This is a genomic window from Pseudomonas sp. St290 (genome assembly GCF_018325805.1).
Lineage (GTDB): Bacteria > Pseudomonadota > Gammaproteobacteria > Pseudomonadales > Pseudomonadaceae > Aquipseudomonas > Aquipseudomonas bijieensis.
In genome coordinates this window covers 1,469,844-1,486,621 of record NZ_AP014703.1, presented here as the reverse complement: position 1 = coordinate 1,486,621, position 16,778 = coordinate 1,469,844, and the positions used below count along the sequence as shown (strand labels likewise).

The 16,778-nt window shown below is 61.5% G+C and carries 14 protein-coding genes; 3 read left to right on the top strand and 11 right to left on the bottom strand.

Annotation, left to right across the window (positions count from 1 at the left end; genetic code table 11):
- Positions 1-17: 17 nt before the first annotated feature.
- From PBDP_RS06465 to edd, 11 genes are all read right to left on the bottom strand, one after another.
- Positions 18-872 (bottom strand): D-hexose-6-phosphate mutarotase, encoded by an 855-nt coding sequence (locus PBDP_RS06465; RefSeq protein WP_109755748.1) that lies wholly within the window; start codon positions 870-872, stop codon positions 18-20.
- A gap of 268 nt (positions 873-1,140) precedes the next feature.
- Positions 1,141-2,487 (bottom strand): carbohydrate porin, encoded by a 1,347-nt coding sequence (locus tag PBDP_RS06460; protein ID WP_109755747.1) that lies wholly within the window; start codon positions 2,485-2,487, stop codon positions 1,141-1,143.
- A 130-nt stretch (positions 2,488-2,617) separates the two neighbouring features.
- Positions 2,618-3,778, bottom strand: coding sequence for an ABC transporter ATP-binding protein (locus PBDP_RS06455; protein WP_109755746.1), 1,161 nt, complete (start codon positions 3,776-3,778; stop codon positions 2,618-2,620).
- A 2-nt stretch (positions 3,779-3,780) separates the two neighbouring features.
- A complete protein-coding gene (locus tag PBDP_RS06450; RefSeq protein ID WP_003198539.1) occupies positions 3,781-4,626 on the bottom strand; it encodes a carbohydrate ABC transporter permease in 846 nt (281 codons plus the stop codon).
- The gene (locus PBDP_RS06445; protein ID WP_060738869.1) at positions 4,619-5,527 is read right to left on the bottom strand and encodes a carbohydrate ABC transporter permease; all 909 of its coding nucleotides are present in this window, start codon (positions 5,525-5,527) and stop codon (positions 4,619-4,621) included. Before PBDP_RS06445 ends, PBDP_RS06450 begins: the two co-directional genes overlap by 8 nt.
- A 90-nt stretch (positions 5,528-5,617) precedes the next feature.
- A complete protein-coding gene (locus tag PBDP_RS06440) occupies positions 5,618-6,919 on the bottom strand; it encodes an ABC transporter substrate-binding protein (protein WP_109755745.1) in 1,302 nt (433 codons plus the stop codon).
- Between the two features lie 116 nt (positions 6,920-7,035).
- Positions 7,036-8,295, bottom strand: coding sequence for a D-mannose isomerase (locus PBDP_RS06435; protein WP_109755744.1), 1,260 nt, complete (start codon positions 8,293-8,295; stop codon positions 7,036-7,038).
- A gap of 247 nt (positions 8,296-8,542) precedes the next feature.
- Positions 8,543-10,012, bottom strand: a complete 1,470-nt coding sequence (locus tag PBDP_RS06430) for an ATP-binding protein (RefSeq protein WP_109755743.1) — start codon at positions 10,010-10,012, stop codon at positions 8,543-8,545.
- Positions 10,002-10,733: a response regulator gene (locus PBDP_RS06425; RefSeq protein ID WP_109755742.1), complete on the bottom strand. Its 732-nt coding sequence runs from the start codon at positions 10,731-10,733 to the stop codon at positions 10,002-10,004. Before PBDP_RS06425 ends, PBDP_RS06430 begins: the two co-directional genes overlap by 11 nt.
- A 183-nt stretch (positions 10,734-10,916) precedes the next feature.
- Positions 10,917-11,876 (bottom strand): glucokinase, encoded by a 960-nt coding sequence (locus tag PBDP_RS06420; protein WP_212801973.1) that lies wholly within the window; start codon positions 11,874-11,876, stop codon positions 10,917-10,919.
- Positions 11,873-13,699 (bottom strand): phosphogluconate dehydratase, encoded by a 1,827-nt coding sequence (gene edd, locus PBDP_RS06415; protein WP_109755740.1) that lies wholly within the window; start codon positions 13,697-13,699, stop codon positions 11,873-11,875. Before edd ends, PBDP_RS06420 begins: the two co-directional genes overlap by 4 nt.
- Before the next feature lie 230 nt (positions 13,700-13,929).
- Between edd and gap the strand changes: the two genes are divergently transcribed.
- From gap to PBDP_RS06400, 3 genes are all read left to right on the top strand, one after another.
- Positions 13,930-14,931 (top strand): type I glyceraldehyde-3-phosphate dehydrogenase, encoded by a 1,002-nt coding sequence (gene gap, locus PBDP_RS06410; RefSeq protein WP_212801972.1) that lies wholly within the window; start codon positions 13,930-13,932, stop codon positions 14,929-14,931.
- Positions 14,932-15,134: 203 nt separating this feature from the next.
- The gene (locus PBDP_RS06405) at positions 15,135-15,656 is read left to right on the top strand and encodes an RNA polymerase sigma factor (RefSeq protein WP_109755738.1); all 522 of its coding nucleotides are present in this window, start codon (positions 15,135-15,137) and stop codon (positions 15,654-15,656) included.
- Positions 15,657-15,754: 98 nt separating this feature from the next.
- Positions 15,755-16,717 carry a FecR family protein gene (locus PBDP_RS06400; protein WP_116831619.1) on the top strand — a complete coding sequence of 321 codons (963 nt, stop codon included), beginning with the start codon at positions 15,755-15,757 and terminating at the stop codon, positions 16,715-16,717.
- Positions 16,718-16,778: the final 61 nt, after the last annotated feature.

Genomic DNA, 16,778 nt, shown 5'->3' with positions numbered 1-16,778 from the left:
ACACCAGAGATCCTGATCTAAGCCCCCACCCACGCCTGCAAACTCAGATGCGCCCGCTCCCCCGGCGCCAGGCACAGGCTGTCGGTGCCGCCACTGGCGGCTTCGACGCAGACGAATTCGCTGACCTCATCCCAACTCACCCCCAGCAACGGCCGCGCGCCGGGATGCCAGACCACGGTGTCGGCGCTGTCACCGGTGTCGATGCACAATTCGCGCTGCCAAGCGTGGTCCTTGAGCTGCAATTCGCCCTCATGCTGAAACACCCGCTGACAACCGCCCTCGACGCGCAACTCGCCTTCCTGCTGACAAGCCGCACGGTTCAACTGGTCGTAACCCTGTGCACCTTCGAGCCCAGACAGCGCTACCTCACCAACGTCACCAATACGCCAGTAGGCGTGCAAAGCCTGGCTCAACTGGCACGGCAGGCTGTCCTGGTGCTCGGTGCTCAAGCGCAGTTCCATGCGTTCACCCAGGTCCGCATGCAGGTCAACCTGCCAGTCGCACAACTGCAATTGCCAATGCAGGTGCACACCCTCTTCGTCACTACGGCTGTCGAGCAGCTTCCAATCGATCAACCGCGCCCAACCGTGGGACGGCCAGGCGTTTTCGCTCGGATGGCGGCCATACCACGGCCAGCACACCGGCACCCCGCCGCGGATCGCCCCGACTTGCGGCCACTTGGCCGCGCACCACAACCAGGGCTTCTGGCCCTTGGGCTGAAAATGCAGCAACTGTGCGCCCTGACGACTGAACACCGCCTGGCACAACGGGTGATCGATCACCAACACGTCGCGCTGTCGATAGCGCTCCCAGGCGAACACCGGGCGCTCGCGCAAGGATCTGAAAAAGCGTTGTAGCGGATGCTCATGCATGGGCCGCAGTCCTGGAAATCATTGAGTTGCTCATCTGTTTGCAACGCTTGTTGTGGCAAGGCGATTGAGCTGTGGGAGCAAAGCTTGCTCGCGATGAAAGCGCCTCGCTTCCCTGGGAGACCGCGTTGCCTTCATCGCGGGCAAGCCTTGCTCCCACAGGCCCCTCGCCACAGGTTCTGCGCTAGCCAAACGCACACCCCAAAAAAAAGCGGACAGCCTTGGCCATCCGCAAATATGCGCACATAGAGAGGAGCTTATCGCAACAGCGTTAGAACACCGACTGAATTTTCAGGCCGGCCACCAGCGCGTTGTCCACTTCATCCACACCGCCTGGATGAGTGATGTATTGCAGGTTAGGACGTACGGTCAGCCAGTTGGTGACATGGATGCCGTAATTGAGCTCGTAGTTGTACTCAGTGCTACGCAACGGCGCGAACAGTGGATCGTTGTAGTCAGACACACCATTGGCAGCGTTGGTCAGCTCAGCGTTTTTCTTCACGTCTTCGTTGACATGGATGCGGGCGAAGCCAATCCCGATGTCATCCTTGGGACGTGCGTCGAACGGCCCCTTGTACACGAACATCAGCGACTGGTAGTTGTCGACGACGTTGGTGTCCTTGTCGTGGAAGGTCGCATTGGCTGCGATGTTCAGGCCGCGGGAAGCGTCACCGTTGTGGGTCGTGAGTTGTTGCTGCGCCACGAACCAGTAGCCGTGCTTGCTGCTGTGGCTGCGATAGGCGTTACCGGTGGTCGCCGCATCGTCGCCGTTGTCGTCCTCACGGACGTCATCAGCCTTGGCCGTGCTCTTGTAGTAGCCGACACGGTATTCGCCCGGCAGGTTGTTGACCTTCGGCGACCAGACCAGCTCGACCGGAATGACGGTGCCCTTGGTACCACTGCCGCTGAGCTTGAAGCCGTTGCCGTGTTCCAGTTGCGAGGGGTTCTGGTTGTACGCACCGATCTGCGCATAGAACTCAGGCGTGATGTTGTACTTCACGCGGATCGCGGCCTGCATGACCGGCCAGTTGTACCAGATACCGGTCGCCCAGTTACCCACTTGAGAGCCGCAGAAGGCCAGGTTCTGGAATTCGCAAGGGAAGGTGTTGAAGTCTTCGCCTTCGCCGAAGTAACCGGCCTTGACGTCCAGTTTGTTATCGAGGAACTGGTGCTTGATCCACAACTGGGTCAGACGGACCATGTGACCCCGGCCATAGACTTCCTGAGAGGAACTCAAGGTCCCGGCACGCGGATCGCCGACACGGTCGTTGGAGATGTTCTCGCCATTACGATTGGTCAGCTGGATCTTGGCCTGGGTGTTATCCCAACCCCACAGCTTTTCCAGGTCCAGCGCTACGCCCAGGCCAAACTGGTCGGAGTAACGCGCGGTCTTGTCGTTGTTGTAGCCGCCATGCAGGTTGGCGCCCATTTCGCCGACGTAGTCGGCCTTGATGTCGATACCCTGCTCGATCAGCTTGGTCCGTTCGCCACCCCAGTCACCCGTCATCCACTGCGAATCGGCGCTGAACGCGTCGGCAGCCTGTGCGCTACCGACCAGCATCATCGCCGCAACGGCTGACAACTGGCAGATAAGCTGGGCGTTATTTTTCTTCTTCATCCCTACATCCTCGTCTTTATTGTTATTAACTGTTTTTATCTAACGCGGTTTACAACGATTGCGATGGGTGGTCCCCCACTCACCGCATACTCCTTTTCCTGTTGGAGCGGCTTGCTCCCACACAGGCCTCTCATCGGCCTTTGAACTGCGCGACGTTTGCGCTCCGGGCATCTGTTTGCGCCTGGCCGGCCACGCCCAGGCGTTCGCCGGACTGGGCATCGAACAGCAGCACTTTCGACGGATCGAATTGCAGCGTCAGGGTTTCTCCAACCTGCGGCGCCACGTCCGGCGCCAGGCGGCAGCAGACCTTGGTGTCGTTGAGGTTGACGAATACCAGGGTGTCCGGCCCGGTAGGCTCGGTGACCTGGACTTCGGCGCGGATGGTCGGCAAGCCATTGGGCTCGCTGCCTGCCAGCATGATCTGCTCCGGGCGCATGCCCAGGATCACTTCGCGGTCTTCCAGGCCGGCGTCCTGCATGCCCATCGGCAGCTCGCAACGGGCCTGGCCGCTGTCGAGCAGCGCCAGCAGGCGACCGTCCTTGCGTTGCAGGCGCAACGGGATGAAGTTCATCGGAGGCGAACCTATGAAACTCGCCACGAACAGGTTGGCCGGGTTGGTATAGATCTCTTTCGGCGTGCCGAACTGTTGGATGATCCCGTCCTTCATCACCGCCACTTTGTCGCCCAGGGTCATGGCTTCGATCTGGTCGTGGGTCACGTAGACCGTGGTGGTCTTCAGGCGTTGGTGCATCAGCTTCATTTCAGTACGCATCTCGACCCGCAGCTTGGCGTCGAGGTTGGACAGCGGTTCGTCGAACAGGTAGATCTTCGGCCGCCGCGCCAGCGCCCGGCCCATGGCCACACGCTGTTGCTGGCCGCCGGAAAGCTGGCCGGGCTTGCGGTTGAGCAGGTGTTCGATCTGCAGCAGCTTGGCCACGCGCGCGACTTCTTCGTCGATGGCAGCCTGGTTCATCTTGCGGATTTTCAGACCGAACTCGATGTTCTCGCGCACGCTCATGGTCGGGTACAGCGCGTAGGACTGGAACACCATGGCGATGTCACGATCCTTCGGGCTCATGCCGCTGACATCCTGGTCACCGATCATGATCGCGCCGCCGGTGATGGTCTCAAGGCCAGCGATGCAGTTCATCAGTGTGGACTTGCCGCAGCCCGAAGGTCCGACGAGGATCAGGAACTCACCGTCCTTGATCGACAACTCGATGTTCTTCAGGGTGTCCGGCAGGCCGGCACCATAGGTCTTGTTTACGTTGCGAAGTTCAAGCGTTGCCATGATTACCCCTTGACTGCGCCGGCCGTCAGACCGCGCACGAAATACTTGCCTGCGACCACATAGACCAGCAGGGTCGGCAGCCCGGCGATCATCGCCGCCGCCATGTCCACGTTGTATTCCTTGGCCCCGGTACTGGTGTTGACCAAGTTGTTCAGCGCCACCGTGATGGGCTGCGAATCACCACTGGAGAACACCACGCCGAACAGGAAGTCGTTCCAGATCTGGGTGAACTGCCAGATCAGGCAGACCATGATGATCGGGGTGGACATCGGCAGGATGATCCGCCGGAAAATGGTGAAGAACCCCGCACCGTCCAGTCGCGCCGCCTTCACCAGTGCATCGGGAATGCTGACGTAGTAGTTGCGGAAGAACAGCGTGGTGAACGCCAGGCCGTAGACCACATGCACGAACACCAGGCCCGTGGTGGTACTGGCCAGGCCCATCTTGCCGAGGGTGAACGAGGCCGGCAGCAGGACGGTCTGGAACGGCAGGAAGCAACCGAACAGCAACAGGCCGAAGAACAACTGCGAACCGCGAAAACGCCACATCGACAACACGTAGCCGTTCAAGGCACCGATGGCGGTAGAGATCAGCACCGCCGGGACGGTGATCTTGATCGAGTTCCAGAAGTAGCCGTCCACCGTGGCCCAGGCCTTGACCCAGCCGATGCCGCTGACCACGGTCGGCCAGCTCAGCAGGTTGCCGGTGCTGATGTCTTCCGGCGTCTTGAAGCTGGTCAACAGCATGACCACCAACGGCACCAGGTAAAGCAGTACGGCGAGGATCAGCACCGCGTAGATCGCGATGCGGCTCAGGCTGATGGAAGGTTTGGCAGCGAGACTAGTCATGACGCTTGGTCCTCAGCTCGGAGTACAGGTAAGGCACGATGATTGCGAGAATCGCACCGAGCATCAGGATTGCACTGGCCGAGCCCATGCCCATCTGGCCGCGACTGAAGGTGAAGGAATACATGAACATGGCTGGCAGGTCGGAGGAGTAACCCGGGCCGCCGGCCGTCATCGCCGCCACCAGGTCGAAGCTCTTGATCGCGATGTGCGCCAGGATCATCACCGCACTGAAGAACACCGGGCGCAGGCTCGGCAGCACCACTTTCCAGTAGATGCGCGGCATGCTCGCGCCATCGATCTGCGCGGCCCGGATGATCGATTGATCGACACCCCGCAGGCCGGCCAGGAACATCGCCATGATGAAGCCCGAGGCCTGCCACACTGCCGCGATCACCAGGCAGTACACCACGCGATCCGGGTCGATCAGCCAATCGAGGCGGAAGCCTTCCCAGCCCCAGTCCCGCAATAATTTGTCCAGGCCCATGCCCGGGTTGAGCAACCATTTCCAGGCCGTACCGGTAACGATCATCGAAAGCGCCATCGGGTACAGGTAGATGGTGCGGATGAAACCTTCGCGACGAATGCGCTGGTCAAGAAACACCGCCAGCAGCACGCCGATCACCAGGGTGATACCGATGAACATGCCGCCAAAGAGCACCAGGTTCTTGCTCGCCACCCACCAGCGATCGTTGTCCATCAGCCGCGCATACTGCGCCAGGCCTGCCCACTTGTAGTTCGGCAAGAAGGTCGAGGTGGTGAACGACAGGACGAACGTCCACAAGATATAGCCATAGAAGCCCACCAGAACGATGAACATGCTCGGCGCCAGCACCAGTTTTGGGAGCCAGCGCTGCAATGCATCGAACGGCGAGGCCTTGCTGAACACAGCAACAGAACTCATGGGAAGATCCAGTACAAGAGAAAAAGACTACAAAACATTCCCTTTGTGGGAGCGAGCTTGCTCACTCCCACAAAGGGACCGCGGCGCTAATTACTTGGCAGCCTGCACCGCTGCGCCCAGTTTCTTGGCGGCATCGGCAGGGTCGGCTTTCGGGTCGTTGATGTAGTTGGTCACCACGTCAAAGAACGCACCTTGTACCGCCAGCGTGGTCGCCATGTTGTGCGCCATGCTCGGCTGCAGGCCGCCGGACTTGGCGTCCGCCAGGAAGTCCTTGGCAGCGGTCTGGGCGCAGGAATCGAACCCATACTTGGCCATGTCGCCGAGCATGTCGTTGCGCACCGGGATCGAGCCCTTGTTGATGCTGAAGACTTTCTGGAAGTTCTCACCCAGCACGACCTTGGCGATATCCTGCTGACCAGCCGCAGTGCCTTTGTCTTTCTGCTTGAACACCGCCAGGGAGTCGATGTTGTAGGTGAACGCCTTGTCGGTCCCCGGGAACGCTACGCACTCGTAGTCCTTGCCGGCGACTTTCTTCGCGGCGGTCCACTCGCTCTTGGCCCAGTCACCCATGATCTGCATGCCGGCCTTGCCGTTGATGACCTTGGCCGCTTCCAGGTTCCAGTCCTGGCCCTTGCCGTCGGCGTCCATGTAGGTCGCGACTTTCTTCAACTCGGTCAAAGCCTTGACCATTTCCGGACCGGTCAGCGCCTTGTTGTCCAGGTCGACCAGGGCCTTCTTGTAACCATCGGCGCCCATGACCGAGAGCACCACGGCTTCGAACACGGTGCTGTCCTGCCAAGGTTGACCACCGTGGGCAAGCGCAATGAAGCCCGCGGCCTTGAGCTTGTCACCGGCGGCGTAGAACTCTTCGAGGGTGGTCGGGTTCTTGGTGATACCGGCTTTCTTGAAGACTTCCGGGTTGATCCACAGCCAGTTGACGCGGTGGATGTTCACCGGCACGGCGACGTAGTCACCGTCGTACTTCACGGTATCGGAGACTTTCTTGTCGAGCAGGCTGTCCCACTTCTCTTCTTTGGCGACGTCTTTCAGGATGTCGGTGTCGAGCAGCCCGGTGGACGCCCACTCCTGGATGTCCGGGCCCTTGATCTGGGCGACACCCGGTGGGTTGCCAGCCACGGCGCGGCTCTTGAGCACGGTCATGGCAGTGGAACCACCACCGCCGGCGACAGCGCCGTCCTTCCAGGTAAAGCCGTCTTTCTCTACCTGGGCCTTGAGCACATCGACCGCGGCTTTTTCGCCACCCGACGTCCACCAGTGGACGACTTCCACGGAACCTTTGGATTCGGCGGCAAGGGTGCTGACAGGGAATGCTGCGACGGGAAGCAGGGAAGCAAGAGAAATGACAGTAGCGAGGCGAGAAATCGCATTCATCTAGAAGTACCTTTCTTGTTGTTATGCATGCAAGTCTGGTGCTTGCGCTGCATGGATTCTAAACAGGGGAAATCCCTTCGCAGGTAACGAAGGGACGCGTAAATGTCACGACATGGTTACACAGGCGCGGGACTGGAAAGTTTCGCCAGGGCCGTGGCCATGCTCGGTGCCAGGGGCAAGCGCGGAATCAGCACCGCCTGCCAGGCGTGATACAGGTCCGGCTTGCCTGGCCAGATGTCGGCGCTGGGGCGGTTTTGCGGGTCGAGTTCGTGATGCCAACTGCCATTGCAGCGGTCGATGAAGTGTTTGTCACAGAACTCCCAGAAGCGCCGATACCAGGCTTCGTATTTTGCCTCGTCGGTACGCTTGAGCAAGGCGCTGGCGGCCGCCGCCGCTTCAGCGTGAACCCAATGCAGGCGATGGCGAACCACGGCGCGGTTGTCCCAGTCCAGGGTGTAGACGATGCCTGGCGCACCATCGACGTCCCAGCCATGGCGGCAGTTCTGGTCGAAGAGTTTCTGCGCGTCCTGGGCCAGCCAACCCGGGGTCAGCATGCCGATCTGCACCCGGGCAGCTTCAAGGTGCAACAGCAGCCGCGCCCATTCGAAACCGTGGCCGGGGGTGGTGCCGTAGGGGCGGAAACCGTCGGCGGGATTGTCCTGGTTGTACTCGCGCAAAGGCTGCCAATGGCGATCGAAATGCTCCACCACCAGGTAATCGTTGGCGGCGGCATGGCCGTGGATGACCCGTTCGACGATGTGCAGGGCGCGAGCCAGCCAGCGAGGATCATCGGTGGCATCGGCCAGGGCCAGGAAGGCTTCGGTGGCGTGCATGTTGCTGTTGGCACCGCGATAGGCCTCTTCGACGCTCCAGTCGCGACTGAAGGACTCGCGCAGGGCGCCCTCTTCTTCACTCCAGAAATGCGTGTCGATGATCCGCACCGCTTCGTCCAGCAACGCTGGCGCGCCGGGACGCTGGGCCACCACCGCGGAACTGGCGGCCAGGGCGACGAAGGCATGCAGGTAGGCAGCCTTGTCGGCGCCGTCTTCATCGGGTCGCGTCGTGGCAAACCAGCCACCGTGCTCGGCGTCGCGCAACGGGCCGCTGAGGGCCTGGATACCGTGATCCACCAGCTCGGCGAAGCCCGGCAGGCCCTGAATGTGGGCCATGGCGAAGCTGTGGGTCATGCGCGCGGTGTTCATGGTTTCGGCCCGGGCGTCGGCCGGCAGATGGCCGTGCTCGTCCAGGTTGCCAAAGCCGTCCGGCAGCTTCGAGGCCTTGGCGAACGCCAGCAGCCGCAAGCCTTCGTCGGCGAGCCAGCGCTGGTGGGCAGGCGCGTTCAGCCAACTGCTGAAGGCCGGTTGGAAGGTGTCCATCGGGAGGTACCTTTTTTGTTGTTTTGACGCAGGGAGTCTAAACAAGGGATGACGGGCGGCAGGTAACGAAAGGGACGAGCTATGTCACCGACTTGTGACATTTCCCTGGAGAGATGTATTGAGGTTCATGGCGCCATCGCGAGCAGTCTCGTTCCTACATTGAGCGCCATGGTGTACACAATTTTTGTGTCCACCACTGAACCCTGTGGGAGCGAGCCTGCTCGCGATGAACGATAACGCAGTCCAATCAATCCACACTGCGCGGCAACTGCAACGTCACCCGCAACCCACCCTCGCGCAGGTTCTGCAAGCTCACTTCACCACCATGGCTGTGGGCGATGTTGCGAGCGATGCCCAGGCCCAGGCCATAGCCCTGCTGTTGCCCGGCGAGGCGAAAGTGCGGTTCGAAGACTTGCTCCAGGCGCTGTTCCGGTACGCCCGGACCTTCGTCGTCGACGTGCAGGATGAACGCGGTTTCATCGTCATCGATATGCAGGTGGGCGTTCTGCCCGTATTTCAAGGCGTTGTCGATCAGGTTGCCTATGCAGCGTTTGAGGGCCAGCGGCTTGCCGGGATACGGCGCCAGTGCCCGACCATCCTGGGTTACCCGGCCGTTGCCGTTGGGCGCCAGGTAAGGTTCGACCAGGCAATCGAGCACATGGTTGAGATCCACCGGCTCGATATTCTCGTGAATGTCGGTGTCCTTGACGCATTGCAGCGCGCCTTTGACCAACAACTCCAGTTCGTCCAGGTCGCGGCCGAACTTGGCTTGCAGGTTTTCGTCCTCCAGCAGTTCGACCCGCAAGCGCAGCCGCGTGATTGGCGTGCGCAAGTCATGGGAAATCGCGCTGAACAACTGGCTGCGTTCAGTGAGGTAACGGCTGATGCGTTCGCGCATGGCATTGAACGCCCGCCCCACCTCCACCACTTCGCTGCCGCCGCCCTCGGCCACCGGCTCCACTTCGGCGCCCAGGGACATGTCCCGCGCCGCCCGCGCCAAACGCTTGAGGGGCCGGCTCTGCCAATGCACCAGCAAACCAATGAACAGCAGCAACAAGCTACTGGTGAGCACGATGAAACCGACCTGTTGCTTGGGCAGGTCTTGTTCTTCAAGGCTGGTGTAGGGCTCGGGCAGCAACGAAGCGATGTACAGCCATTCGCCTGGCGCCATCTGGATCTGCGTGACCAGCACCGGAGGGTTCACGGGCTCTAGGGTCAGGGCATAGTGAGCCCACGAGCGGGGCAATTCATCGAGCTTGAGCCCGGCGTTGAAAATCCGCAGGTCGTCGGGGCTGACAAAATTCACCGAGATATCGGCGTTACTGCCCAACGAGCGCCGCAGCACATCGTCCACCGCCTTGAGCACCGCCAGCTTGCGCGGCGTGACCGGCAGCACGTCCATGCCCAGGGGCTTATCGTTGAGCGTCACGACAAACCGCGTACCGCCCATGCTGCGCAGCTGGTCCAGCACCAACGGCCGGTACGCCACGGGTAGCGAACGCAAGTAACTGACGCTGGCAGTCATCGAATGGGCCAGGCTGCGGGCGCTGGTGACCAGGCCTTCGAGCTGGGTAGCGCGCAGTTGCGAGACCCAGATCAGGCTGGACAGGGTCTGGGCGAACAGCACCACCAGCAAGGTCAGCAGTAGCATCCGTCCCAGCAATGAGCGCGGTAACGGCACCCGCCGAGCGACTTTCTTGACCCAATCAATGACCATTGCTGGCAACCACACTGGCCGCCAGTTGATAGCCGCTGCCACGCACCGTGCGAATCAGCCGCGGCGGCTTTTCGGTGTCACGCAGGCGCTGGCGCAGGCGACTGACCGCCATGTCGACGATCCGATCCAGAGGCATCAGGTCACGCCCACGGGTCGCATTGCCGATGGTGTCGCGATCGAGGATTTCCTGGGGATGGTCGAGAAACAACTTGAGCAGGGCGAAGTCGGCACCGGAGAGAATCACCTCTTCACCGTCAGTGTGGAACAGCCGATGGCTGACCATGTCCAGCCGCCATTCATCGAAGGCCAGCACTTCGCTGCCGGAGCGCTCCTGGCCGAACTGCGCCCGGCGCAGCAGAGCCTTGATGCGTGCCTGTAATTCACGCGGGCTGAAAGGCTTGCCCAAGTAATCATCGGCGCCCAATTCAAGGCCGATAACCCGATCGGCCTCGTCGGAACTGGCGGTGAGCATGATGATCGGCACATGGGCCTGGCGTGGGTGCTGGCGAACCCAGCGACAAAGGCTGAAGCCGTCTTCATCGGGCAGCATCACATCGAGGATTACCAGGTCGCTCGGCGCCTCGTTCAGCGCCTGGCGAAACCCGGCGCCGTCGGGCGTGGTACGCACGTGGAAACCCGCACGACTGAGGTAAGTGTCCAGCAGTTCGCGAATCTCCTGGTCGTCGTCGACCAACAAAATCGATTTGTTCACTGAACTCACGGGGCCTCGTCCTTGTTGTTTGGATTGCGGCGATTATGCCTGATGGATGAGGACTACAAACATCGCTAAACCATTGTGGGAGCGGGCTTGCTCGCGAAGGCAGTGTGTCAGACAACGAAAATATTGAATGACACACCGCCTTCGCGAGCAAGCCCGCTCCCACAGGAGACCACATTTTCAACTTTAAACGGGGGTCGATTGCTCCAACGCCACGCCCGCTCCCATCAGGCCGGAGTACGGCGCAGTCACCAGCCAGACCGGAATGCCCTTGAAGTAGTCGCTCATGCAACCCTTGTCGGCGAAACAGCGGGCGAAGCCGCTTTCGAGGAAGAAATCGGCGAACCGCGGGACCACGCCACCGACGATGTAGACGCCGCCGCGCCCGCCCAGCGTCAATACGTTGTTGCCGGCCACGCGCCCCAGCCAGCGGCAGAACTGCTCGAGCACTTCCAGGGCAATGGGATCGCCAGCCAGGCCAGCTGCGGTGATGGACTCGGGAGTGTCGAGCACCGGCACATGGCCGTCCACCGCGCAAATGGCCCGGTACACCCGCGGCAAACCGCTGCCGCTCAGGGCAGTTTCGGCGCTGACGTGGCCGATCTCGTTGTAGATGTGCTGCCACAGCTGGGTTTCCCGCGGGCTGCTCATGGGCAGGTCGACATGGCCACCCTCCCCCGGCAACGCCGCGAAACGGCCTTCCCCCAGATCCAACAGCGTACCGACGCCCAGCCCGGTGCCCGGCCCGATCACCACCGCCGGACGCATCGGCTCCGGGGTACCTTCGCAGACGACCCGGTATTCATCGGGACGCAAACGGATCATGCCCAGGGCCATGGCCGAGAAGTCGTTGACCAGCAACAGCTTCTCCACCTGCAGGGTCTCGCAGAACGCCAGGTTGCTCAGGCGCCAGTGATTGTTGGTGAAACGAAACTCATCGCCGCTCACGGGACCGGCCACCGACAGGCACACCGAACCGATGGCGCCCGGTTTCAAGCCCAAGCCGCTCAGGTAAACCTGGATAGCATCTTCCGGGCAGGCGTAATCCGCCGTCGCCAGCACCTGGATGTTTTCCAGGTTGTGGTTCTTCCACAACGCGAAACGTGCGTTGGTCCCACCGATATCACCGACCAAAGCCAGTTTCAATTAAGCGTCTCCAGGGCAGAAGTGAAGGCGCTGGCGCCCTGCTCCGCCGAGCTGAAGGCCATGCGCATGAAACCGAACAGCTCACGACCGGTGCCGATGTTGTTGCCCAACAGGCCCTTGGCCGGCGTGCGCGCGGCGAATTCCTCGGCGTCCACCTTCAATTCCAAGGTGCCTTTGACGCCATCGACGCGGATGATATCGCCCTCCTGCACCCGGGCCAACGCACCGCCGACATAAGCTTCGGGGCTGACGTGAATGGCCGCCGGGATTTTCCCCGACGCGCCGGACATGCGCCCATCGGTCACCAGCGCCACTTTGAAGCCACGGTCCTGCAACACACCGAGGAATGGCGTCATCTTGTGCAGCTCCGGCATGCCGTTGGAGCGCGGGCCCTGGAAGCGCATCACCGCGACGAAATCCTTCTCCAGCAAACCGGCCTTGAATGCATCGGCCAGGTCCTGCTGATCCTGGAACACCATCGCCGGCGCCTCGACAATCTGGTTTTCCAGGGCCACGGCCGAGACCTTCATCACCCCACGCCCCAGGTTGCCTTCCATCACCCGCAGGCCGCCTTCAGGCGAGAACGCGCGGGCTACCGGGCGCAGGATGTTTTCGTCGAGGCTTTCGATCGGGCCGTCGCGCCACACCAGCTCGCCATCCTCCAGGAACGGTTCCTGGGTATAGCGGCTCAAGCCATGACCGAGCACGGTGTTGACGTTTTCGTGGAGCAAACCGGCTTCCAGCAGTTCACGGATCAGGAACGACATACCGCCCGCAGCCTGGAAGTGGTTGATGTCGGCCTTGCCGTTCGGGTAGACGTGGCTCAGGGTCGGCACCACCTCGGAAAGGTCGGCCATGTCCTGCCAGGTCAACTGGATGCCTGCCGCCATGGCGATGGCCGGCATGTGCAGGGTGTGGTTGGTGGAGCCGCCGGTGGCGTGCAGCGCAACGATGGAGTTGACCAGCGAGCGCTCGTCGACGATCTCGCCGATGGGCATGAAGTTGCCGCTTTGCTTGGTCATGCGCGTGACCTGGAACGCCGCTTCGCGGGTCAGGGCATCGCGCAACGGCGTGTTCGGGTTGACGAACGAGGCGCCAGGCAAGTGCAGGCCCATCACTTCCATCAGCAACTGGTTGGTGTTGGCGGTGCCGTAGAAGGTGCAGGTGCCAGGGCTGTGGTAGGACTTCATCTCCGATTCCAGCAGCTCTTCGCGGGTGGCCTTGCCTTCGGCATAGCGCTGGCGCACGTCGGCTTTTTCCTTGTTGGAAATGCCCGAGACCATCGGCCCGCCCGGCACGAAGATCGTCGGCAAGTGACCGAAGCGCAGCGCGCCCATCATCAGGCCCGGCACGATCTTGTCGCAGATGCCAAGCATCAGCGCGCCATCAAACATGTTGTGGGACAGCGCCACCGCCGTGGAGAGCGCGATCACTTCGCGGCTCGGCAGGCTCAGTTCCATCCCCGCCTCGCCCTGGGTCACGCCGTCGCACATCGCTGGCGTACCGCCGGCAAACTGGCCGACCGAGCCGATTTCGCGCAGGGCTTTCTTGATCTGTTCCGGGAAGGTTTCGTAGGGCTGGTGGGCCGAGAGCATGTCGTTATAGGACGACACGATGGCGATGTTGGCGGCGTTCATCATCCGCAGGTGGTGTTTGTCTTCGGTGCCGCAACCGGCCACACCGTGAGCGAAGTTGGCGCACTGCAGCTTGCCGCGCATCGGACCATCGCTGGCTGCACCGTGGATCAATGCAAGGTAAGCCTGACGCGTGGCGCGGCTGCGGGCGATAAGCCGTTCGGTGACCTCAAGAACGCGGGGATGCATGTGTAGAACTCCAGGCTAACGGGTGTGGCGACCTGATTGTCTATGCTGGTCAAAAGCCCGCCGCACGCTGTGTAAAGGCTAGGCGGCAGACTGTTTATTGACCGTTCGGACCAGTTGATTCAGGTCACTCGTTGTAGATAAAACAAAATATTGCCACTAAAAAGGCTTGTTTTCTATTTTTATGCGAATAATCTTGTAATTCCAACAACAAATCGACGGCGGCGCAGTTAATGACTCTTCGAATCGCAATCAATGGTTTTGGCCGCATCGGCCGCAACGTCCTCCGAGCACTGTATACCCAAGGCTATCGTCGCGACTTGCAGATCGTCGCCATCAACGATCTGGGCGACAGTGCGATCAATGCCCATCTGCTCAAGTTCGACACCGTCCACGGCACCTTCGATGCCGACGTACAGCATGATCACGAAAGCCTGACAGTCAATGGCGACCGCATCTCGGTCAGTGCCATCCGCAACCCGGCCGAACTGCCTTGGGCCGCTGAAAAAATCGACGTTGTGTTCGAATGCACCGGTCTGTTCACCGACCGTTCCAAAGCGGCGGCCCATATCAGCGCCGGCGCGCGCAAGGTGATCATCTCGGCCCCGGCCAAGGGCGCCGATGCCACCGTGGTGTATGGCGTGAACCACGACATCCTGCGCCAGTCCCATCAGATCATCTCCAACGCTTCGTGCACCACCAACTGCCTGGCCCCGGTAGCCCAGGTGCTGCACCGCGAACTGGGCATCGAAAGCGGCCTGATGACCACCATTCATGCCTACACCAACGACCAGAACCTGACCGACGTCTACCACAGCGACCCGTACCGCGCCCGTTCGGCCACCCAGAACATGATCCCGAGCAAGACCGGCGCCGCCGAAGCGGTGGGCCTGGTGCTGCCGGAACTGGCGGGCAAGTTGACCGGCATGGCGGTACGTGTACCGGTGATCAACGTGTCCCTGGTCGACCTCACCGTGCAGCTCAAGCGCGAAGCATCGGCCGAAGACGTCAACGAACTGCTGCGCCACGCCAGCCAGCATTCCAAGATCCTCGGCTACAACACCCTGCCGCTGGTCTCCAGTGACTTCAACCACAACCCGCTGTCGTCGATCTTCGACGCCAACCACACCAAGGTCAGCGGCAAGCTGCTCAAGGTACTGGCCTGGTATGACAACGAATGGGGCTTCTCCAACCGCATGCTCGATAACTGCCTGGCGTTGTGTAACGCCGAGTAATCCTCGCAGAGCCGGCCGCGCCTTGTCGTGTGGGAGCGAGCCTGCTCGCGATAGCGGTCTATCAGTCAACACTGTGCTGGCTGATACGACGCTATCGCGAGCAGGCTCGCTCCCACATTTGCTTCGGCGCCAATGAATGAACGCTTGACCCGCTCCGTAGATGATAAGCATTATCATCTACTCAAACCGGATCGGGCCTTACCGTGAGTCAATCGCGCTTTCATCACGTCTTCCTCGCCCAGCGCACGCCGCTGCTGCGCACCCTTGAGCGCATGGTCAGCAACCCCAGCACCGCCGAAGACCTGCTTCAGGAAACCTACCTGCGCGTGACCCGCGCACTGGGCGAACGCACGGTCGAACACCTCGAACCCTTTGTTTTCCAGACCGCCCGCAACCTGGCGCGGGACCATCTGCGTGCCCGGCGTATCCAGTCACGGACCTTGCTCGATGACGTGCCGCTGGAAGTCGTCCACAACGTCGTCGCCCCCCAGAGCAGTGCCGAGGACGCCGCCCACGCCCAGCAACTGCTCGAGCGCCTGAATGTCAGCCTGCAGGCCCTGAGCTCGCGACAGCAGCAGATCTTCATCCTCAGCCGCCTGCATGGCCACAGTTATCAGGAAATCGCCGAACGGCTGGGCGTGTCCCTGAGTACCGTGCAAAAGGAACTGAAACTGATCATGGCGATCTGTGTGGGTGTGGCGGAACGCAGCCACGGTGAGCAGTGACCTGCCTCACGCTTCAGGCCATGAACTGCCTACAGACTTGCCACTTGCTGCGTCCAACTTGTAGCTTGGGCCCGTGCCGCTAATACCGAGATCCCACTGTGACGGACAATCACCGCTCTGCTGAGCCGACTGCGACGCAGGAAACCGCCCATGCCATGGAACAGGCGCTGGACTGGCTGATCCTGCTAGACAACCCCAGCGAGGAACAGACGCGGCAGTTCCACGCCTGGCTGGCGGCCGATCCACGCCATGGCGAGGCGTTCGCCCGGGCCCAGGCGATCTGGAACGGCCCGCAGGTGATGGAAAGTGCCCGTCGACTCGACGCCACGCCCAGGGTCACCGCGCTGTCGCGCCTGCGTGCCCACTGGAAGCCCCTGGCCACCGCCGCCGTGCTGCTTCTCGGCCTGTTCAATTTCAGTGACCTGCCCCTGCGCTTGCAGGCCGACCACCTGACCGTGGTCGGTGAGCGCCAGCGCCTGCAATTGGAGGACGGCTCCCAGGTCCTGCTCAACACCGATTCGGCCTTCTCCAGCACGTTCAATGAACAACGGCACGTGGCGCGCCTGTACAAGGGCGAGGCGTTTTTCGAAGTACCGGGCAACCGCAACTTGCCGCTGCAAATCGATGCCGGCCCCGTCACGGCCAGCGTCAGCGACACCACCTTCGCCGTGCGTTACCTCGACGGCGTGGCCCAGGTCCAGGTCCAGCGCGGCGATGTGGACCTGCGGGCCAACCGCAACGACACCCATGTACGGCTGTCCGCTGGCGAAAGCATCCGCATCGGTCCCAACGGCTTCGACCGCCCGGCCCGGCTCGATGCCAACACTGACCTGGCCTGGGTCCAGGGTCGGCTGGTGTTCGAGAACCGGCCACTGAGCCAGGTACTGGCCGAGCTGCGCCGTTACTACCCCGGCTGGATCATCAACAGCAACGAACAGTTGGCCAACGTTGCCGTGACCGGCAATTACCGCCTCGACCAGCCGTTGGACGTGGTGCGCTCGCTGGCCCACATCACCTCGGCGCGGCTCCAGGAGTTCCCGGCGCTGGTGATCCTGAACTGAATGAGAATTATTTTTACTCGATAGGCTTCGCTGGTTCGTCTCGTTATAGCCAATGCAATTG